This window comes from Paenibacillus sp. 10L310, from assembly GCF_056395745.1.
This window is the reverse complement of the sequence record NZ_JBFTKC010000024.1, coordinates 1-20,095: the sequence shown is the minus strand read 5'-3', so window position 1 is coordinate 20,095 and position 20,095 is coordinate 1. Positions and strand designations below refer to the sequence as shown.

17 protein-coding genes are annotated in these 20,095 nt (G+C 45.2%); 12 read left to right on the top strand and 5 right to left on the bottom strand.

What is annotated here, in order from left to right:
* Window positions 1-50 precede the first annotated feature (50 nt).
* The gene (locus AC1DE7_RS28360) at window positions 51-398 is read right to left on the bottom strand and encodes a helix-turn-helix domain-containing protein (RefSeq protein WP_339284885.1); all 348 of its coding nucleotides are present in this window, start codon (window positions 396-398) and stop codon (window positions 51-53) included.
* Window positions 399-562: 164 nt separating this feature from the next.
* Here AC1DE7_RS28360 and AC1DE7_RS28355 point away from each other — a divergent pair, with 164 nt between their 5' ends.
* A complete protein-coding gene (locus tag AC1DE7_RS28355) occupies window positions 563-1,378 on the top strand; it encodes a DNA-binding protein (RefSeq protein ID WP_477535663.1) in 816 nt (271 codons plus the stop codon).
* Between the two features lie 99 nt (window positions 1,379-1,477).
* On the opposite strand, the gene AC1DE7_RS28350 is transcribed toward AC1DE7_RS28355, so the two are convergent.
* The 3 genes from AC1DE7_RS28350 to AC1DE7_RS28340 all read right to left on the bottom strand — a co-directional run bounded on the left by AC1DE7_RS28350 (window position 1,478) and on the right by AC1DE7_RS28340 (window position 3,870).
* Window positions 1,478-2,134, bottom strand: coding sequence for a DUF1871 family protein (locus tag AC1DE7_RS28350; protein WP_405158210.1), 657 nt, complete (start codon window positions 2,132-2,134; stop codon window positions 1,478-1,480).
* 160 nt (window positions 2,135-2,294) lie between these two features.
* Window positions 2,295-2,726: an SMI1/KNR4 family protein gene (locus AC1DE7_RS28345; RefSeq protein WP_133386374.1), complete on the bottom strand. Its 432-nt coding sequence runs from the start codon at window positions 2,724-2,726 to the stop codon at window positions 2,295-2,297.
* A gap of 40 nt (window positions 2,727-2,766) precedes the next feature.
* Complete coding sequence (locus tag AC1DE7_RS28340; RefSeq protein ID WP_477535662.1) at window positions 2,767-3,870, bottom strand: colicin E5-related ribonuclease; 1,104 nt, start codon at window positions 3,868-3,870, stop codon at window positions 2,767-2,769.
* 304 nt (window positions 3,871-4,174) lie between these two features.
* On the opposite strand from AC1DE7_RS28340, the gene AC1DE7_RS28335 reads away from it, so the two are divergent.
* From AC1DE7_RS28335 to AC1DE7_RS28295, 9 genes are all read left to right on the top strand, one after another.
* On the top strand, window positions 4,175-4,993 hold the full coding sequence (locus tag AC1DE7_RS28335; protein WP_477535661.1) for a hypothetical protein: 819 nt from the start codon (window positions 4,175-4,177) through the stop codon (window positions 4,991-4,993).
* Window positions 4,994-5,030: 37 nt separating this feature from the next.
* Window positions 5,031-5,528 carry a hypothetical protein gene (locus AC1DE7_RS28330; RefSeq protein WP_405158207.1) on the top strand — a complete coding sequence of 166 codons (498 nt, stop codon included), beginning with the start codon at window positions 5,031-5,033 and terminating at the stop codon, window positions 5,526-5,528.
* 60 nt (window positions 5,529-5,588) lie between these two features.
* A complete protein-coding gene (locus AC1DE7_RS28325; RefSeq protein WP_405158206.1) occupies window positions 5,589-6,110 on the top strand; it encodes an SUKH-4 family immunity protein in 522 nt (173 codons plus the stop codon).
* A 235-nt stretch (window positions 6,111-6,345) separates the two neighbouring features.
* Window positions 6,346-7,896 carry a nickel ABC transporter substrate-binding protein gene (nikA, locus tag AC1DE7_RS28320; RefSeq protein ID WP_405158205.1) on the top strand — a complete coding sequence of 517 codons (1,551 nt, stop codon included), beginning with the start codon at window positions 6,346-6,348 and terminating at the stop codon, window positions 7,894-7,896.
* Window positions 7,896-8,843, top strand: a complete 948-nt coding sequence (gene nikB, locus AC1DE7_RS28315; RefSeq protein WP_282319823.1) for a nickel ABC transporter permease — start codon at window positions 7,896-7,898, stop codon at window positions 8,841-8,843. The genes nikA and nikB overlap by 1 nt, the downstream gene beginning before the upstream one ends.
* Entirely contained in the window at window positions 8,840-9,694 is an 855-nt protein-coding gene (gene nikC, locus AC1DE7_RS28310; RefSeq protein ID WP_477535660.1) for a nickel transporter permease, read from the top strand. The genes nikB and nikC overlap by 4 nt, the downstream gene beginning before the upstream one ends.
* On the top strand, window positions 9,691-10,491 hold the full coding sequence (locus AC1DE7_RS28305) for an ABC transporter ATP-binding protein (RefSeq protein ID WP_477535659.1): 801 nt from the start codon (window positions 9,691-9,693) through the stop codon (window positions 10,489-10,491). The genes nikC and AC1DE7_RS28305 overlap by 4 nt, the downstream gene beginning before the upstream one ends.
* The gene (locus AC1DE7_RS28300; protein ID WP_477535658.1) at window positions 10,488-11,459 is read left to right on the top strand and encodes an ABC transporter ATP-binding protein; all 972 of its coding nucleotides are present in this window, start codon (window positions 10,488-10,490) and stop codon (window positions 11,457-11,459) included. Before AC1DE7_RS28305 ends, AC1DE7_RS28300 begins: the two co-directional genes overlap by 4 nt.
* 379 nt (window positions 11,460-11,838) lie before the next feature.
* The gene (locus AC1DE7_RS28295; RefSeq protein ID WP_076252082.1) at window positions 11,839-13,344 is read left to right on the top strand and encodes a malate:quinone oxidoreductase; all 1,506 of its coding nucleotides are present in this window, start codon (window positions 11,839-11,841) and stop codon (window positions 13,342-13,344) included.
* A gap of 241 nt (window positions 13,345-13,585) precedes the next feature.
* On the opposite strand, the gene AC1DE7_RS28290 is transcribed toward AC1DE7_RS28295, so the two are convergent.
* The gene (locus AC1DE7_RS28290; protein ID WP_340983861.1) at window positions 13,586-16,666 is read right to left on the bottom strand and encodes a hybrid sensor histidine kinase/response regulator; all 3,081 of its coding nucleotides are present in this window, start codon (window positions 16,664-16,666) and stop codon (window positions 13,586-13,588) included.
* Between the two features lie 177 nt (window positions 16,667-16,843).
* Between AC1DE7_RS28290 and AC1DE7_RS28285 the strand changes: the two genes are divergently transcribed.
* Together AC1DE7_RS28285 and AC1DE7_RS28280 are read left to right on the top strand one after the other, a co-directional pair.
* Entirely contained in the window at window positions 16,844-17,980 is a 1,137-nt protein-coding gene (locus tag AC1DE7_RS28285) for a response regulator (protein ID WP_076320146.1), read from the top strand.
* 154 nt (window positions 17,981-18,134) lie between these two features.
* A partial coding sequence (locus tag AC1DE7_RS28280) for a DUF8202 domain-containing protein (RefSeq protein WP_477535657.1) occupies window positions 18,135-20,095 on the top strand: 1,961 nt, incomplete at its 3' end.

Below are 20,095 nucleotides of genomic sequence, written 5' to 3'. Positions count from 1 at the left end.
GTACTCCACTCTTTTTTGGTATTAAAGTAATGATGTAGATACAGATATATTTATTCGGAATTTTTATATGATTTTTCGATAGCATTTAAAAATTCTTTGCTAATTTTGGTCAATGATACGATTGTATCTGTACTTTTGCCGCTTATTAAAGTTATATGTTCATCCAAGGCTTTTTTGTACTCAGAGTCTTCTTTGAATTTAAAGATTTCTTCAGCAGTGACCTGCAATCCATTGATTATTTTCTCAAGAGTCTCCAAAGAAATGTTACGATCTCCCCGTTCAACCCCACCAATATAGCTGTAATGAAGACCTGCTGCTTCCGCCAGTTGTTCCTGAGTCCAGCCTTTTGCCTTCCTTAACTCACGTATTCGATTTCCTACGTCCTCTGGTAAACTCATTTGATCACCTCCACTTAAGGTTAGAAGAGGTTATAGAATCCTTACAGACTAATATGTGCAAAGGAAATAATTATTAAAAAGTACTTATAAGTACAATTTATATTGATCTTCTTTTGGTTTATCTATACAATTATAAGAAAATCGATAATTAAGGAGGATTATCTTTGTGGAAATCTATCCTAAAATCACTCAAACCGGACATCATTGTTGAAATGTTGGACATGGCTGTGGCTTTTGAAAATTGGAACAAGGTGATGGAGAGGGCGGACATGTTATATCTATGTGTTCAGTCGATCCATGAAGAGCGGCAGGAGTACCGGTCAAAGGGAGTGCCTGCACCACATATACACATCGAGCGGCCCTTGGTCTACTATTACGGGTTCAGTCACCTAATGCGAGGTATGGCTCACCAGAAGATGGGACAGGTAGATCAGGCGCGAGCATGTATCGATCAATATGCAGAAATAGGGTGGATTGAGAATCTGGATGATGTAGGTATGCAGGTGGTGCAGGAGTTCAGGCATAAGGCACAGGTGAATCGGTATGCTCTTGAGATTGAAGCCGGGCAGGTCGAACTGCTGGAGGAGTTTGTGAACTTTTTGCTTGAGCATCTGGAGGAATGGTTAGCGGGTCTGAAAGTGATTACGGAAGCAGCAGTGCGGCATAGATGGCAGATTGATCGGGTTTTACATATGAGTGAGGATCAGATGCTGGGCGATGGCACAGAAATAAATTCTTCAAACAACGATGATATGTACCATTACTGTTATCAGCGAGCTCTGTACGAACAGTGGATGGGAAGACCACAGGGGGCCGTGGAGTTCATTTTGAAGGCAATCAGGTTAGCGCATAAGCTAGGGATGGATCGGTATGTTATAAGGTGCATAGCATTGTTGGAGTCATTACGGGGAGAGGCGACGGCGGAGCAGCTTGGGCGGTATCGGGCATTTATGAAAGGGATAGGACAGGAGCGTATCTAAGTTGGGTAAAATAGACAAACACTCTGAGCGTTGAAAAGACTGCCTACAATTTAATTGATCATACGCTGTTTATATTTTACCTGAGTCACAGTCGTATACTTAGTCACGGTCAGGAAAGATCGGCTTTTTATTTACTAAATTAAACCAATCTTCAATATGATCACTTAAAGATGGAATGTCGTTGATCCCTTTTTCACATATTTCGTTATACTTATCGCCTAAAATTCCTTTTAGATTATAATTTTTCTTATATTCGTCCGTTAATCTTGCCTGATATACTTCATATGGTTCCAAGCTATAATTCTGGTTGCGAGTCTCAAGACCAAGATACAACTTCCATTGTAACTCGCCCTGGAAAGCATCTATACATATAGCTAATTCGTTGTACACATTCCCTGCATTGCGAAATCTGAAATAAAATCCAGGGGTGTGATGGTAAATGTCCTCTCTTGCAAACATATTATATCTGGCCCATTCGTAAGTACGAAGCTTAGATAATGTATAGCCTATGAAGTGCGGCAGTTCCAGAATTTTGTTCGCCATATTTGTACATGACTCTAAACTCTCAGTGAATAAATCGCTCCCAAATCTTCTCCTGAACATCGTGTATATTTCTTTAGCTAAGTTATGTTTGTCCAAGCTGGCGGTGCGAATATATTCTTCAATTTGTGTTACCTCTTCCTCATATTCATCCTCAGGAGCGTAGGGGAATAGATTAATGGGGTCCCAATCGTTTATTATTTTTTTAACTAACATATGTAACACCTCTTTTAAAATCCCTTTATAGATCCTGCGGGGGCGGTCATTACACAAATATTTTCCCGAATCAGAAGCTTTTATCGGTTATCATGAGAGCATCCTTTCAAGATTCTGATTCTAGTATAGACTCCATCCTTACTGGATGAAGTCAGATTGTTTAATTAAATTGTTGGATAAATGCTGTAAAGTCTGTGGCGGCCAGATGACCACCCAAGGTGTTGTAAGAATTTATCGTTTCAATATAGATAATATTAGGCTGAGAATTGTGGCTGTAATTAAAACAAAACAGGTTACCCTCTACATCTATAGCAAAAGGAAAATGATTAGGAGGAAGGTTGTTCTTTTGCTCATTATATACATCCAATATATCAAGCTCATCAAATGCGATGAAGGTTAAGAAGGAAGAAAACATCACTTTTTTTCCACTAATGTTCAACGTCCGTTGGGCAGGTTCTGCACCGTGATATTTTTCTATGAAATGAATGTACTCAGAGGGAAATTGTATACCCCAAGTCTTTTCCACTGTCTTTACGGTATGAATATCAACAGGAGGATACTCCGTGCTCCATGCATTATTATTATCGACCATTTGATCTACTCCCTATTAATAATTGAATTTAAACCTGGAGCTATTTAATCCAATTTATATCATCATCTGACCAGTATGTGCTCCAATTAGGATCATCTACCTGACTAACTTGGATGATTTCTCCCGTGTCGTTTCTTCTAACGGCGTAACCGCCATCTTCATGATAGTATACAGTGACGGGCGCATTATTCTGTCCTTTTCTTTGGTCAATCCAATCCACTGTGCCTGCCGGCTCATGCATAGCTTCACCCAATCGTTGATCATTCCAACCACGTTCAGCAATTTGATCTGCAATACTTTTGCCACCTCTTTTTGTAGGCTCTTGGCTGTAGTGAAAGGGAGCTCCAGAATAACTATTTAAATTCGTATCTGCTTCTTTTCCCTTTCCCCCTCCAGAATCGGTATGGGGAGAGTGATGCTGTTTGCCATCAATGGACTTGATCCCGACTTTTCTACCGAAGATTCCGAGGAGCATAGAAGTTGTGATATTTGCGGCGTACTCTGCTCCGCCTTCTTGCTTCATTTTATCGAACTCAGCTGCAATATGCTTTTCTGCCTGTTCTCGGGTATCTCCGTTATCCCAAGCATAGTTCCAACTAAAGGCGATTCCGCTCCCTATGTCGGTAACTGTACCAATGGTATTATCATACAAGAAGTTACCCGCAGTATCTAATGGATGTTCGATAAGGTCTTTACCTAATTGCAGGGCAGAGTCACCAATCGCTAATATATTTTCTCCGGCCTGATTGAAAAAGGCATCCACATGTTCCTCAACGCTTCGTTTAGGAGGGGGATCATTTGGGCCGCAAACAAGATCATTAGTACGAGGTGTGCCCGGATGGGCCTGATACTGTAGTAACGCAGAGATGTTAACCATATTGGAATCGGTATCGACAAAACGTTCCCGAATCTGTTCCAAACGAAGAGATATTGTATGCAGCAAATCCAAGGTGGTATTCAGGTTTTTCTCTGCATAACGGTATAAGTGGGCAAAGCGTTCGGCTGTCTCGCCTTCAAAACCGCCGAGTAGGGGAGTGAGTTGGCCGTTTAATCTAGTCAGTGTTTGTTGCAAGTGCCCGTGTCCTATCTTAAACACGCCAATCGTGTGTGTCATTTGATCCACAGGGATCTGTATCTTTGTCATCGTCTCAATCCTCAGTTCTTGATCTATACTATATTTTAATCCATGTTAGATGCCGTTTGTGAGGACCTATAGTTCTATTTGTTTGTACCCATTCTCCTGAAATTCTCAAATGAAGGTGTATTGTTTGTACCAAAAATAAGTTAAATGTCAGGAGGGGCAAGACGTTGTGAGGAGTTGTTGCGGTATGTTGGATGTGGTTCTATCGTTTTATGAGAGGGGACCAAGGTGGCTACTAAAAAGTAAATAGAATACTTCCGACATATATTAGGTAAATACTATTTACCATATACTATAGGAGGTATATATGAATTATTTTTTAGACTTTATTAAGGGTGTGGTTCCGAATAATGGAACATATCTAGTGATAACCGTTATTATAGTTCTTTTATTTTGGATGTACAAAGAATTGAGAGCGAATTATCTAGAAAGTATTAAATTAGACCAACAACGCTTTGAGAAAGCATTAGAGATTTATACAGAAGCTGAAATAGAAGTATACAAATATGTACAAAGGAAAACAGATTTTTATGATGCCGTGGAGAAAATTTCAAAAGCCACAGTATTGTTCCCCAACCGATTGGTTGAAACGTTTAATAGGCTTAGAGAAGAAGATAATCAGATAGATCAAAGGGCCGGAATGATAAGTTTTAGAAAAGAACTTCAAAAAGAAATTTCTTTTTTGAAAAGTGAACAAGTTAACCCGTTAATTACAAGTGATAGCAGTGGTGATCTTATGGTAACTATTGAGAGCTTTTTTAAGTCTAAGATCGCACCGTTTGCTATTCCTTTATTTCATGCATATCTAAATTTTATATTATTAATTTTAGTTTTGTACTTTATTTTATCTCTTATTTCAGCATCAACAGCTATAGAAGGTATTTCTATATTTTTACTATCATTTGATCTCTACAGTTATGTTATTATCTTATTTGCAATTATCAGTGAAGGATTTATAAAAAAGAGATTTATTCACAAGATATATAATTGGACATTTTTAATTATATTTTTATTCATTCCGATAGTATTCCTCTTTAATAGAGATTGGTATGTGGGTTTAGTAATATTTTTATTGTTTACTTTTTACATTGGATATTTTAGAAAAAAATCTTTGAAAAACCCTTAGTATCGCCGGGTAGTTGACTCTAGAGGAGGAGGTATTAATGAATCAATTATGTAAAGGTATAGAAAGAATAAACAGCATCAATTGGAGTACTTTCGGTAGAACAAATGAGCCCTCAAACATGGCATTATTACAGGAGTATATTAGAAGAGCAGCAATATTGACCACTACATACAGTTTGAAAACATCGTATCCCTTTTTCAACGCTTCTCGTGCGTTCGGATATGACGTTGATCTGGATATTACTGAAAAATGTCCTCAATTAAAGGAATTGAAAAACGGTTTCCTAAAAGGAACGTGTGAAGCATATTTGGAATGGTTGTTATTATTTGATTCCGGAAATGAAATTGCGTCGGAGTTTCATGATTTGTATGAACCTTTGGTTCTTTTAATCGAAAGAGGAGGACGCATTAGAAGAAAACATGGTGAGATTATTACAGGTGGCTATGCTTTTCCTCTAGCCCATGCCGAATACATGTCTAATCAGGCACCAATTGATATAAGCGATGAGGGACTGGACGCCTGGACGCACCAGTGATTTTTTAGATCAGTCGTATGGCTCTAGCTCAAGCATTTTAAAAGTTAGAGGAGTGAGAGCATGGATTTTGATATCGTAGAGATAAAGGACTACTATGACACGGAAATAATCAATTATGACTATACTAAACTAAAAGCTTGGGGAGTAACTGAAGAGAATGCTCATTTTTTAATCGACATAGGAGTTCCAGAACAATATGATGATTTTTCCTTTTATGAATCTGAAGCTTTCCAAGTGAAAGTTATTGAAGGAGAGAAATATATTCAGATTGGTCACTTCGCAAGTTATGGTATGCGTGACTCGTACGGCCTCTATCTAAAACAAGGGAGCGATATGTTTTTCACAACATCATCATTGGATAAGTCCAACGTATATATGCTCAATAAGAATTTGGGAACCTTCTTTTTGTTTCATCTAATTAGAAGTGAACGGGCAGCTAAAATGAGACTGGAAGGTACATATACCTCAGATGAGTATGCTAGAGCACTTCGTGGTTATTTTGAGAAGATTGATCCGATAGCAATGAAGAATGTTGAAGGTTACTGGTCACATTTGCTAGAAGACTACGAAACTGGATTGTAACTCTTCGAGAAATCTTGCATGGTTCTACATCTAAATAATCCCGGATCTTAAAGGAATGCCCGCTAATAGAGCACTCATATGTAACAAAAAACATGAAGAATCCGCTCTCATCCGAGAGTCGGATTTTTTCTCGTTCTAACACCAACATAACTCTTGTCAAAACGTAATCATTACGATATGATAATACTCATTGTGTAGATCATAATGATTACGATTAAGAGAAAGGGGCATTACCTTGAATAAAAAGACGCCACTGCTAGCGCTGGTCTCCTTGGCCTTGAGCGCTGGACTGTTGAGCGCCTGCGGATCATCTGAGTCCAGTCCCGCTGCGCAACCATCCACCGATAATAAAAATGTTCATTTCCTATATAACTTCTCCACCAGTTCGCTAGATCCACATGTGGATTCTAGCTATGTGCCGCTGCGCGCGGGCATTACGGAAACGCTGGTTCGTCTCGATGAAGAGAACCTGACGGTGGCTCCATGGCTCGCCGAGAGCTGGGAGAGCGAAGACGGGCAGCGTTGGACGATCGACCTGCGAGATGATGTGACCTTCCAGAACGGCAAGCCGATGACGGGTGAATCCGTTAAGGCATCCCTTGAGCGGGCACTGGAAGAGAATGTAGCCATCCAGAACGCGCTGAAGATTGATACGATTGAAGCCAAGGGCGACAAATTGGAAATCACTACAACTCAGCCGTTCCCGGAGTTCGCTTCGGAACTGGTGAACCCCAACACGGCGATTATCGACGTGAGTGAGCCGGACATTGTGAACAAGCCCATTGGTACGGGCCCGTTCAAACTGACCTCTTTTACCCCAGGCAGCAAGCTGCAACTGGATCGCTATGATGAATATTGGGACGGAGCATCGCCTCTGGATTCCATCACGTTCTCATTCAATGAAGATGCCAATGCCCGCACACTAGCGCTCAAATCTGGGCAGGTAGATATTGTATACCGTCCGGAAGTCGAAAGCCTCGAATCGCTCAAAGCGATGGACGGCATGACCGTTGAATCTACATCGACGTTCCGCGTGCATCAACTAACGATGAACATGCAGCGGGAGAGTATGAAGGACCTTAATGTTCGTCGTGCGCTGGACGCGCTGATTGACCGTCAGGGTATCGTCGACACGATCCTGCTCGGCTATGGCGAAGCGGCCATCGGACCGTTCCTGCCATCGCTGCCATTTGCACCAACCTATACGGATACAGCAACGGAATCCGGAGCTGATGTCGCTGTAAAATATCTCAACGAAGCAGGGTACACGCAGCAAAACGGCGTGATGACCAAGGACGGAAAACCATTGCAATTGACCCTACTGACGTATTCGGCTCGTGCCGATCTGCCACTGATTGCTCAAGTATTCCAATCTGATGCGAAGAAGATCGGTATCGACGTGCAGATTCGCCAGATTGACACGCCAGAAGATTATATGGCATCTAACCGTGACTGGGATATTGCAACGTACAGTAATTTGACGGCTCCTCGTGGGGATGCAGGCTATTACCTTAATGCGACGTATCACCCTAAGGGTGCTCTTAACTTCAGTGGATCGGAAGATCCGGAACTGACCAAGATCATCGATGAACTGAATCTCACAGTTGCACCGGAGAAGCGCGCAGAGCTTGCCGAGAAGGCAGCCAACTATGTGCATGACAACGTGCTGAATTCATTCGTGCTGCATCCAGGTACGATCGTTGCCTATAATGGCAAGAAGATCAAGAATTGGGTTACCACTCGCAGTGAATATTACATGATTACCAATAAGCTGGATGTGATGTAATGTTTCGCATTTTGCTTCGGAAGTTCCTTGAGGTATTTATCTTTCTGTTGTTCATTATGTTTGTGAGTTTCCTGTTCATTCGTCTGGCTCCGGGTGATCCCGTGCTGACGATCCTGAATGTGGACAAACTGTCTGTTAGTCAGGAGCAGGTCGAAGCTGTACGCGAGGAGATGGGATTCAATGATTCGCTTCCTGTCCAGTTCGGCAACTGGTTGCTCGATTTTGTTCGTCTCGACTTCGGCGTATCGTATTCAACAGGCCAGCCCGTCATGCAGACCTTGATGCGTGCGCTGCCTGCTACGGCTGAACTGACGATTGGCGCACTGCTGGTCATGCTCGTTATAGCTATCCCGCTCGGCTCGCTATCAGCACTCCATCGTGGCAGTTGGATTGACCGCGGCAGCCGGATGCTCTCCATTGTGGGTGCGGCGGTGCCAAGCTTCTGGCTGGGTCTAATCCTGATCGACATGTTCGGCGTACGCTTCGGCAATCTGCCGACCATGGGCCGGGATGGATTCACATCACTTATTCTGCCATCTCTGACGCTGGGACTTGCCATCTCCAGCGTTTATGTGCGTCTTTTGCGTTCCAGCCTATTGGATTCTCTTAGCCAGGAGTTCGTTCGGTCCGCCAGGGCAAGAGGGTTATCCGAAGGCCGGATCTTCATGCTTCACGCCTTCCGGCACAGTCTGCCGCCTGTCATTACAGTATTCGGCGTCAGTCTCGGTAGCCTGATTGGCGGAGTTGTTGTGATTGAGGTGTTGTTCGCTTATCCGGGTATTGGCAAGCTTGTCGTCGACGCCATCCGCCAGCGTGATTATCCACTGATTCAGGGTTACATTCTGATCATGGCTATCGTGGTATTCCTCGTGAATACGGCGGTTGATCTGTCGTACCGTTATTTGAATCCCGAAATGAAACTCAAGGAAAAGGAGGCCCACCGATGAAAACCATACCCCTGCCCATTCCACCTACAAAATCTAAAAAACATAGCTGGCAGGCAATCATTGGTCTGCTGTTTGCACTGCTGGTCATCGCGGCCTCCTTGTATGCCTTTTTATTTCTGAAGCATGATCATACCTTAACCGATCTGCGCGGACGATTGCAGGGCGCAAGTGCTCTCCATCCGTTCGGCACCGACCACCTGGGCCGCGATGTACTGACACGTCTGCTACTTGGCGGCGGCCAAACACTGGGTTATAGCCTGCTGGCACTCGGTGCTGCCCTGCTGATTGGTATTCCGTTTGGATTGATTGCGGGATACAAACGTGGCTGGGTCGATAAGCTGTTCATGCGCATCGCTGATGCTTTTCTCGCTTTCCCTGATACGATCGTGGCGATTGTGCTAAGTGGCTTGCTTGGCGCGGGAATCGGCAATTTGGTATTGGCGATTGTAATCGTAAAGTGGGTCAGCTATGCGCGTCTCGTTCGAAGTACGGTTTTATCGGAGTCACAAAAGGATTACATTCGTATCGCCCGGACCAACGGACTATCGGACGGTCGTATCATGAGAAAACATCTGCTTCCGCATATCGCAGGCCATGTGCTTGTGCTGGCCAGTCTTGATCTGGGTAAAATCATTCTACTCATCTCATCATTGTCTTACATTGGCCTTGGCGCACAGCCGCCAACACCTGAATGGGGTGCGATGCTGAACGACTCACGGCCGTACTTCCAGTCTCGGCCGGAGCTGATGATCTATCCGGGTCTTGCCATTGTCTCGGTAGTGCTGCTCGCCAACATGCTGGGTGACTATCTAAGAGACCGGTTTGACGTGAAGAAAGAGGTGCAGCCATGATTCTCTCCATTGAGGAACTGAGTATCTCCAGTCGGGATCGTACGATTGTAGATCAAGTCTCTCTGGCTGTTCGCGAAGGCGAGTTCATGGCATTGGTTGGTCAGAGTGGTAGTGGCAAAAGCTTACTCTCGCAAGCAATTGGTCGTCTGCTGCCGCCCAACCTGCATGCGTCGGGGCGAGTCATGTTCGAAGGCAGCAACCTGCTCGAACGGAAGCCAAAGGAGATGCGAGCCCTACGGGGAAGCCGCATCTCATATATTTTTCAAGACTATCAGGGAGCATTTACGCCCTTTCGAAGCATTGGTGGGCACTTTGATGAATACCAGAAGGTACATGGAGAAAAGTCTTCTGCCATCCGCAAGAAACGAGCGGAGGAAGCGCTGGAATCGGTTGGCCTTGGCGCTGAATTGCTGCGCCGCTATCCGTTCCAGTTGAGCGGTGGACAGCTTCAGCGGGCCTCGATTGCCACCTCGCTGATGCTGTCTCCTCGTCTGCTAGTTGCAGACGAGGCAACGACGGCACTCGATAGTGTATCCGGACATCGCGTGTTGGAACTGCTGGCACGCAAACAAGCGGAGACGGGATGTGCCATTCTGTTTATCACGCATGATTGGCGCCATGTACGTCGCTATGCCAACCGCTTGGCTGTGATGAAGGAAGGGCAGATCGTCGAATCTGGCGGGAAACATAGCATTCTCGATCATCCCCAACATGAATATACGCGCCAGCTGATTGATGCGGCTCCCGTTCTGAGTCGTTCGCTGAAGTCGGGATTGAAGGAGGCAGGAACCGAATGAAGAAAACCACAGATGCTGAACGCCGTGGACTTGTGCAGTCCGAAGAAGAATCTGGTGTGCGAAGCCACGATTTTGCAAAAGACGTAAACCATGCAGACACAGACAATGCAGTCATAAATACTACAAATTCAGATCATACAGATATAGATGCGGATATAGATATTGCCGGTTCAGACAAATCTTCATCGCTCAGCATCCCTGGCAATCCTGTGCTTCACGTGGAACATCTCAGCCGAACGTATGCAGGTGCAGACCGACCGGCTGTGAACGATATTTCCTTCACCCTGAACCACGGCGAATGCCTTGGCCTGGTTGGCGAGAGCGGGTGCGGCAAGAGTACACTCGCCCGCTGTCTGCTACGGATTGAAGATGCAGATACAGGCTCGATTACACTGGGTGGACAGGATATTGCACGGCTGAGCGGCCGACGGTTGCGACCTCATCGCCGGAAGATTCAGATTGTTTTCCAGAATCCAATGGCTGCACTAAACCCGAAGCTCAAGATTGCTGATTCGTTGATTGATCCGTACGAACAACTTGGACGGAACGTCGAGCTGTCCCACTTTACCTACACGTCGAAGGAGGCTTACGTCCAAAAGTTGCTTGAAGCGGTCGAGCTTCCAAGCGATTTGGCTGGACGTTACCCCCATGAGCTAAGTGGTGGACAGCGTCAGCGCGTCACGATTGCACGTGCTATTGGCATTGAACCGGACGTTGTCGTTCTGGATGAACCGACGGCCAGCCTGGACGTGATCTCGCAAGGAGCAGTTTTGCAGTTGCTCACCGATCTGCGGACATCGCTTGGTCTTTCATACGTGTTCATCTCCCATGATCTGGCTGCTGTACATCGCATGAGCCAGCGTATCATCGTTATGCGGGAAGGTCAGATCGTTGACCGCTTTGGTGCAGATGCGTTGTTCGCTGAAGAACGCCATCCCTATACAAAGGAATTGATTTCAATCTTCTGAGTACTCCCGGAGACGCCGGGGGTGGTAATCGTTAATTTATATATGAAGCCGCCTTACGAAGAGATTCGAGAGCGGCTTTTAGTGCATCCATTTGATCATCCAAAGTCCCCCTAAAACCGGGTTCCTTTCTTTGTTTTGAACAAATATATCTTTCAGGCCTATAACCGGGCTAACGTTCCGATGTAAACTAGCGTATACTGATGGAATAGCAAATATCTTGAAATTGCATATTTAAATTGCTCTATATTATTGATACACTAGATCAAGGTTATAATCATTCAGAGAAGGTGCGATCCCGTTCAAGAATGGGCTTGCTGCAAATGCCAAATCGATAACGCTTACATCCTTTTGGCAAATATAGGATATAAGGACGGTAGACATGAGCCAGGGACAAACGAGTACAGATGTTATCTTGATTGGTGCCGGAATTATGAGTGCAACTTTGGGAACTTTGCTAAAAGAATTAGCACCAGACTGGAATATTAAGGTTTTCGAAAAGCTAGCCACTGCAGGAGAGGAAAGCTCCAACGAATGGAATAATGCCGGAACCGGGCATGCTGCATTGTGCGAACTTAACTATACCGTTGAACGACCAGACGGAACCGTAGATATTAGCAAAGCGATTAAAGTGAATGAACAATTTCAGATCTCAAAGCAATTTTGGTCCTATCTCGTCAATAGCCGTCTGATTCGTAATCCGCGGGACTTCATTATGCCGATTCCTCATTTGAGTTATGTACACGGAGAGAGCAATGTCCAGTTTTTGAAAAGACGTTATGACTCCTTGTCGAATCACCCGTTGTTCGCAGGCATGGAATTCTCGGATGACAAGAAAGAGCTGGCGAAATGGATGCCGCTGATGATGAAAGATCGTACCAGTAATGAACCTGTTGCAGCGACCAAAATTGACTCCGGTACGGACGTTAACTTTGGTGCTTTAACGCGTATGCTGATCAAACATTTGAAGGAACAACAAGTGGGCGTCCACTACCAACATAGCGTGAAGAATATGAAACGCACCAGCGATGGACAATGGGAATTATCCGTGAAAAATCTGAAGAGTGGTGCAGTCGAACGCCATAAGGCGAAATTTGTCTTCATCGGCGCGGGCGGCGGAAGTCTGCATTTGCTCCAGAAGACGGGCATTCCGGAAGGTAAACATATCGGCGGATTCCCGGTCAGTGGGATCTTTATGGTGTGCAAAAATCAAAAAGTCGTGGAACAGCATCACGCCAAAGTATATGGCAAAGCTTCGGTAGGAGCTCCGCCGATGTCGGTTCCGCATCTGGATACTCGATTTATCGACAATAAAAAGTCGCTGTTATTCGGACCGTTTGCCGGGTTCTCGCCGAAGTTCCTGAAGACGGGTTCCAATGCCGACTTAATCACGTCTGTTAAGATGCATAATCTGCTTACGATGCTCGCAGCAGGTGTCAAAGAAATCTCTTTGACCAAGTACCTGATCCAACAACTGATGTTATCCAAAGAACAACGTATGGCAGAATTGCGTGACTTTGTTCCGGGTGCGAAGAGCGAGGATTGGGATATGGTTCTGGCGGGGCAGCGTGTGCAGGTGATCAAGGATACCGTTCAGGGTGGCAAGGGTACGCTCCAATTTGGTACGGAAGTGGTCACGTCTGCAGATGGAACGATTGCGGCTCTGTTAGGTGCATCACCGGGTGCATCCACTGCCGTTCAGGTCATGCTTGAGATTCTTCAGCGGTGCTTCCCGCAGCATATGGAGGCATGGGAGCCAAAGATCAAGGAAATGATTCCTTCCTACGGCATATCCCTTGTGGAGAACTTGGATCTTCTCAAAGAGGTTCATTCCTCAACAGCCAAGGCACTGGGATTATCGGATGAAAAACATGTCCTGCACGTATAACGTTTAGCTTATTGTGTTAGATCATAATGAAGTCATAGAAAAGAGAGCTAAGCCGGGTCGAAACCCGTGCTTAGCTCTCTTTTGGTTTATTTGGTATGTCAGAACCTGAACTTGAGCTTGAAATTGAACTTGAACATATCCGCTATCACAGCGCTCCCCGTAGACCTTACACAGAGCAAACGGATATGGATCGAATAATATGCCGCTGTAGAGTTATAGTACGATCTTAATGCTCAGGCTCTCAACTGCGGTCCAAAGGGATGACAAAGGAAACTTTCGTACCTTGGCCCGGCGAGCTGACGATGGTCAAACCTTGTCCGTACATCTGGGTCAACCGGCGATGTGTATTGGTTAATCCAATTCCTCCAGTTCCACCGGGACCTTTCTTGGGCCACGCTAGTGCCCGTTCGATCTGCTCGGGCTGCATCCCCACACCGTCATCCTCGATCTCAATCAAGGTGGACGCTGTTTGGTTGATGATTCGGATATGCACGGTTCCACCCTCCACTTTGCTGAGAATACCATGTCGAACAGCATTCTCAATGAGCGGTTGAATGGTGAGTGGCGGCAGGGATAGATCAAGATCATCGGGAATATCCCAGATGACGTTCAACCGATGCATGAATCGTTCTTTCTCAATGTAGAGATAGGCGCGGGAGAGATCCAACTCATGAGTGACCTCAACCATTTTCTCCGAATTAACAAAATGAAAACTGGTCTGAAGGTACTCGATAAAAGCATCGCCCAGTTTCTGCATTCGCTCCGTGTCCATCTCACTAAGAACCATGATTGAATTGAGCGTATTAAAAAGAAAATGGGGCTGAATCTGTGCTTGTAAGTAAGCAGCCTCCATGCGCAGTCGCTCATCAATGGATTGTTTCAGTACGATCAGAGACCCGATGCGATGCCTTAATTCAACGGCATCCACGGGCTTGGTGACATAGTCCGTAGCACCGGCCATGAATCCGGCGTATACATCCGCTGGCTCGTTACGGGCCGTCAGCAACAGGATGGGAAGCTCGGATACCGAATAACGCTTGCGTACGTTCTCGGTCAGTTCATAACCGGACATATGAGGCATCATGACATCAGCAATCAGTAAGTCCCAAGGCTCCTTATCCAATAATTCAAGTGCCTCAAGCGCCGAGGCCGCGGGTTGAATATGATACGGTTCATTCGCAAGCATGGAGATCAGTACTCGCAGGTTTACAGGATCATCATCGACGGCAAGAATTCTTGCGGCAGTCTTATCTTGAGAGACGGTCTGCTGCTGCGGCTCTGCAATCGCAATTTCATCGAAGCTGTGAGCGTCCCATTGCTGCTCAGTCTGGTCCGATAACGATGCGGTGTCTTCCCGTGGAAGCGAGATCTGGAAGGTCGATCCTTGCCCAGGTACGGATTGCACGGTGAGTTGGCCGCCATGGAGTTCGGTGAGCTGCCTGCTGATATTGAGACCGAGGCCGATTCCTCCGCTTAAACGGGCCTCTGGGGTCCCTTGTTCATACGCCTCGAATATTCGCTGTTGTATCTCCTCACTCATACCAACACCTGTATCTGAAACTTGAATCAAGACGTACTCTCCATGTTCCCGAACGGACACGGTAATGGTACCCTCATCGGTAAATTTGAGCGCATTATGCAACAGGTTGTAGAGCACCTGAACAAGTCTTCTCTCATCGGCTTGAATCAACGGCAGTGATTCTGGAATATCCACCTGCATATGGATGGGCTTCCCCTCTGCCATGAATCGGAACATACCGATCACGCCTGGAATGACAGATGCAAGAGATAAAGGTTTCTTCTGAAGCGTAATACGTTTTTCCTTCAAACGAATGACATCAAGGAGGTCATCCACCAGTTGGGACATGCGTCGGCCGATGGTAACTAACAGCTTCATGTCTTCTGCCTGCTGCCCACCTGATTTACGACGTTCACGAACCGCGATGCTCTCGGCGATATTGATGATCCCGTGCAGTGGTGTACGCAATTCATGAGCCGTATTCACAAGAAACTGATCCTTCTGGCGATCCTCTTCTTTGAGCTGTTCGTACAACTTCTCGATCTCACTTGAATTGCGGAAGTATTTTCTGAACCAATAGGCGGAGAAGCCAAACATGGCCGCAATCACATCGATCGGATAATACACGTTGGTAATTTCGCTATGTGAGTTCACAATTCCCCATAACACGCTTGATAGGCTGCTAGTAGCCGCAAAGAGCAAAAAGCTTGCGTCCCTTCGTTTCTCGGCTGCCATTCGGAAGAATAGGTACACAGACCAGCCGATGGCAAACAGATAAAGGAAATCAGAGAGCCCAATCTCAAGTACATGATAGATCAGGGTCACTGGTGCGACGAGCAAAAATAAACAGTAAACGCCAAGCACGCTGGCATAGATGCGGAACAGTTTACGCCATTGTAGACTATGGGAGAAGCTTTTAGCCATTTGTAAAAGAAAGAATGCGAACAACGGATAGGACAACGCTTTGGCCTTAACGATCCAAGTGAAGTTGAGTGGAATCCAACTTAATAACAGATTGTCATGGTCGGAAGCGACCGTTAGGGCAGCTACCAGTGTTAGCATCGAGAACGTCAGAAGAGCTCGTTCCTTTCGGATAAATAGAAACATGACAAAAGCGTATAGGCTGTGCAAAAGCAGTATAGCGAATGTAATCTTTTGCAAGTCAATGGATAGTCCTCGTTCACTTCCAATGGCTTCTGGAGAACCAAAATAGAGAGAGCGTGTGATCCCTCCGCTATAAGGATCGTCAAAATTGGCTGTCTGCACCGAAAGATTGAGTTCGGTAGAACCGTCAAGCACATAGGAAGTTGTAAATGCAGTCCTTTCTGGTCGATAGGCTTCGGCATGAGTGGCAGGTTGGCCGAATTCGGCAACAATGGTCCCGTTCATCTCGATAATCGATGATGTCTGGATTTTCTGAGCCCAGAGAGAGACTTCCTCCACAGATGGATCTAAAAGTATGCGAAGATGGTATGTCCCATATCCAAACGACGATGAGGATTGTGGTAATGCATCACGCCAGTCACCGGGAACTTGAATCGGTGTGGAGGGGTTATCCGCTATTTTCGCGTCACGATTAGAGATTAACGTCTGGGGATAAAACTCCCATTCTCCATCCAGGGATATGGGTGAAGTGTTGGCGAGGTCCCAGCCTCGAAGGTCTAACAAGCCTTCAATGGGTTCAGGATGTGCGGGTATAGTGAAAGTCTCGGACCATATCCAGCGAAAGCCAAGCAAAATAGTCAGGAATAGAATCGACAGCACTACATATCGGGGTATCTTTTTATAGGTTATTGGTTTCATGGCAGACTTTAGTTTTCGACAGTTTACTTCAAATTCCTGCATGCCCTCTGCCAAAGATGAACATTTTTTTGAATACCGGAACATAGATTCTATATTTAAATGATAGCGGTCCCACGTCAGGATTTATGGTAAAATTATAGATTAAAGGGTGATCAGTGAGCCAGAGGAGTTGTGCATATGAGAGTGATTTTGGTAGATGATGAATATCTCGCTCTGAGCAGGTTGAACAAACTGTTGCAAGAGAGAGAGGATTGCGAAGTTATCGGCTCTTTTCTGACGGCACAGGAAGCCATAGATCAGATCGAAATTCATCTGCCGGAAATCGTCTTCATGGACGTTCAAATGCCGGGGATGAACGGGATCGAGGCGACCGAACGTATCCATGAGGTTTCTCCTGGAACAGAAGTTATTTTCACAACCGCATATAACGAACATGCACTGACAGCCTATGGGCTTGAAGTGCTGGACTATATTATGAAGCCTGTAACGCGTGACCGTTTGGAAAAAACGATGAAGATGTATCAACGCCGAACGGTGTCAGCAAGTCTGAATATAACAGAAGGGCCATCCATGTTGATCCGTTGTCTGGGGATGCTCCAAGTCCAAGTGCACCCAAATGAGCCACCAAAACATATGAAGTTCAGAACAACCAAGATTAGAGAGTTATTCGCCTATTTGCTCCACCATCGGAACAAACCGATTAAACGGGATACGCTACTTGAACTGTTGTGGCCAGAGTTGGATGAGCGGAGAGGTATATCCAATCTGCACAGTGGGATCCATCGCTTACGCAGCATGATGAACGAATTCATGGGTGAGGACAAGATGGTCATTCGTTATCAACAGTTTGGTTATCTATTGGAAACGGGTGAATTCAGGATTGATGCGGAAGAATGGGAGAGCCGTCTTAACCGATTGCCTCTATTATCTTCGTCTACAATAACTGAACATCGGCAGACCTCAGATCAATATGAAGGCAAATATTATGGCGAGGACGATTATGTATGGGCTGAGTTGGAGCGCCAGCGATTGCATGCACTCTGGCGTAACCATGCCATGCAACTCGCACAATATTACATTGATCTAGGGCAGAATACGGAAGCACTAACGCTATATTACCGGGTACAGCAATTCGAACCATCATTGGAGGAAGTCGGACTGGCCTTAATGAAGACCTACGATCGATTAGGCAATAAAGATCCTGTGGTCGCTCAATATAATCAGTTGGTTATCGCTTTAGAACAAGAGGCAGGTATACGTCCTGGCCTAGAAGTTGAGTTATGGTACCAACAATGGAAAAATTCGAATAGTTAATTGGAAATATACAGCCTTGCAGCTTCATTTGCAAGGCTGTTTTTTTGTTGTATTTGTTAGTGAAAGGTTTGGTAAGAGTTTGGTAAGAGGCTATGTGTAGAATAAGCACGATGAGGGTCGATATTACGCGAAATGTAAAAGAGGGAGGATAAGTATGTCGTTTTTGTACAGTAAGAAGTGGAAAAAAGGATTTAAAGTATCCGTAGTAAGCATGTTGTTATTAAGCACATTCATCTCTTCAATTGGTTCAGAGAGAGTAAGCGCGGCTAGCAGCCCTGTTCCAGGGGGAACGGGTCTTGAACCTGTGTTATGGCTGAAAGCAGACTCGGATGCTACCACGGAAGACGGTTTATTGACAGAATGGAAAGATCAATCAGCTAGCCCAGTGGGGTTCCAACTAGACATTCCTGATCGGAAGAAAGCACCAAGTTATAATCCAGGAGGAATTAATTTCAATCCTAGTGTAGCTTTCAATAATCCGGCAGGTGGAGGCCACTATAATAGCTCAGTAAAGTTTGTAGGTGACAAACCGATTACGTTCCAATCAGGCTATGCCGTTTATGTGTTTAAGAGCGGCGGAGCACTTGTGGGAGCGACTGAGCCTACAGGAACTAATGGTGTCATTATTATGGGCGGATATGGAGACAATTTTACTACAGGTAATGGCGTGCATAGTATCTTTGACTACTACAATCCAGTGGATAGAAGTCGAGCTCAGATTGTGAACTTCGATATCGTTAGCAATACCGATCATACGGCTCGAATAGATGGTGCTGGAGCTAAATTCACAAATAGGATGAACTTTGATAAGTTTACCTTTACTCCTGTAATTGGTGCGACTAGCGGAAGAAACTATAACTGGAGTGGTCTCGTAGCCGATGTTGCCGAGATCATTTTGTACGATGCTCAGACAGCTAACGACGCTTCAAAAATTGAGTCTTATCTGGCCATTAAATATGGCATTACGCTCAACAACGGAGCAAGTCCTTATCTTTCAACTAACGAAAGTGAAGTGTGGACTGTCGATTCCAAGTATAAGCACAATATTGCAGGAATCGGCAAAGATGAAGCACAGGGCTTGAATCAAAAACAAAGCCTAAGCATCAATGCTGGAGTGCCACAAGTCGCCGTAGGTGTTAACACGTTGGCAAGTACAAATGCGGACAATCCCAGCGTTTTGACGGATCAACAATATCTGGTATGGGCGGATAACGGTCTGCCATTAACCTATGATCAGCCTATAAATAAACCGGGACAATATCATGCACAAAGAGTTTGGAAAGTGCAGAATACGAATAACGTGGGTGAAGTGGAGATTGGTATCCCGGCAGTGTCAGTTCCAGCAGGTTATCAATTACTGGTAAGTGACAGTGAAGATTTTACAGATGCATCTGGATATGAATTGAGCCTCAAGAATGTAAATGGAATTCCACATTATACAGCCAAGGCGGCATTAAAAGATGGCGAGTATTTCACGTTCAGTGCGTGGGCACCAAAATACACAAGCGCCAATGTAAGTAATGTGTCTGTGACAGAAGATGAGGTTATTGTAACGTTCGATGAGGAACTGGATTTTTCGAATGTAGCAAATTTAACTGGCTTCAAGCTGGAGATCAATGGGCAACCAATCACGATTGACAGTTTCGAAAAAGGGGCGAACAGCAAGACATTGAAGTTAAAAACGAGTCAGATTATCCCATCCAATGCATCAGTGATCGTTTCTTACGATATTGAAGATGGTAATCTAAAAGGGACTAACGGCGCCCCAGCTCAAAGTTTTAGCGAAAATGCTGTGACAAAGGTAGACAAGTCCTTGCTACAAGCCAAAGTAACTGAAGTTACAGGCGAGGATCTAGAGGAATCTGAGTATACGCCAGCAAGCTGGGAAACTCTCGATAATGCGATGAATGAAGCAGAGCGAGTGTTGAATGAACCGACAGCGACCCAAGCGCAGGTAGACAAGGCACTTTTGGATCTGACTGATGCAAGAACGGGCTTAATCCCTACAACATCTGTACCTGTTGTAGATAAATCAGCTTTGCAAGCGAAAGTAACTGAAATTACAGGTGAAAGCCTGGAAGAGTCAGCGTACACACCAGCGAGCTGGGAAGCACT

Excerpts from the sequence above, each read along its gene's own strand:
- AC1DE7_RS28335 (WP_477535661.1), top strand. The coding sequence starts at position 4,175 with ATGAATTATTTTTTAGACTTTATTAAGGGTGTGGTTCCGAATAATGGA.
- AC1DE7_RS28295 (WP_076252082.1), top strand. The coding sequence starts at position 11,839 with ATGAGCCAGGGACAAACGAGTACAGATGTTATCTTGATTGGTGCCGGA.
- AC1DE7_RS28330 (WP_405158207.1), top strand. The coding sequence starts at position 5,031 with ATGAATCAATTATGTAAAGGTATAGAAAGAATAAACAGCATCAATTGG.
- nikB (WP_282319823.1), top strand. The coding sequence starts at position 7,896 with ATGTTTCGCATTTTGCTTCGGAAGTTCCTTGAGGTATTTATCTTTCTG.
- AC1DE7_RS28340 (WP_477535662.1), bottom strand. The coding sequence starts at position 3,870 with ATGACAAAGATACAGATCCCTGTGGATCAAATGACACACACGATTGGC.
- AC1DE7_RS28345 (WP_133386374.1), bottom strand. The coding sequence starts at position 2,726 with ATGGTCGATAATAATAATGCATGGAGCACGGAGTATCCTCCTGTTGAT.
- AC1DE7_RS28300 (WP_477535658.1), top strand. The coding sequence starts at position 10,488 with ATGAAGAAAACCACAGATGCTGAACGCCGTGGACTTGTGCAGTCCGAA.
- AC1DE7_RS28360 (WP_339284885.1), bottom strand. The coding sequence starts at position 398 with ATGAGTTTACCAGAGGACGTAGGAAATCGAATACGTGAGTTAAGGAAG.
- AC1DE7_RS28305 (WP_477535659.1), top strand. The coding sequence starts at position 9,691 with ATGATTCTCTCCATTGAGGAACTGAGTATCTCCAGTCGGGATCGTACG.
- AC1DE7_RS28290 (WP_340983861.1), bottom strand. The coding sequence starts at position 16,666 with ATGAAACCAATAACCTATAAAAAGATACCCCGATATGTAGTGCTGTCG.
- AC1DE7_RS28350 (WP_405158210.1), bottom strand. The coding sequence starts at position 2,134 with ATGTTAGTTAAAAAAATAATAAACGATTGGGACCCCATTAATCTATTC.
- AC1DE7_RS28325 (WP_405158206.1), top strand. The coding sequence starts at position 5,589 with ATGGATTTTGATATCGTAGAGATAAAGGACTACTATGACACGGAAATA.
- AC1DE7_RS28285 (WP_076320146.1), top strand. The coding sequence starts at position 16,844 with ATGAGAGTGATTTTGGTAGATGATGAATATCTCGCTCTGAGCAGGTTG.
- nikC (WP_477535660.1), top strand. The coding sequence starts at position 8,840 with ATGAAAACCATACCCCTGCCCATTCCACCTACAAAATCTAAAAAACAT.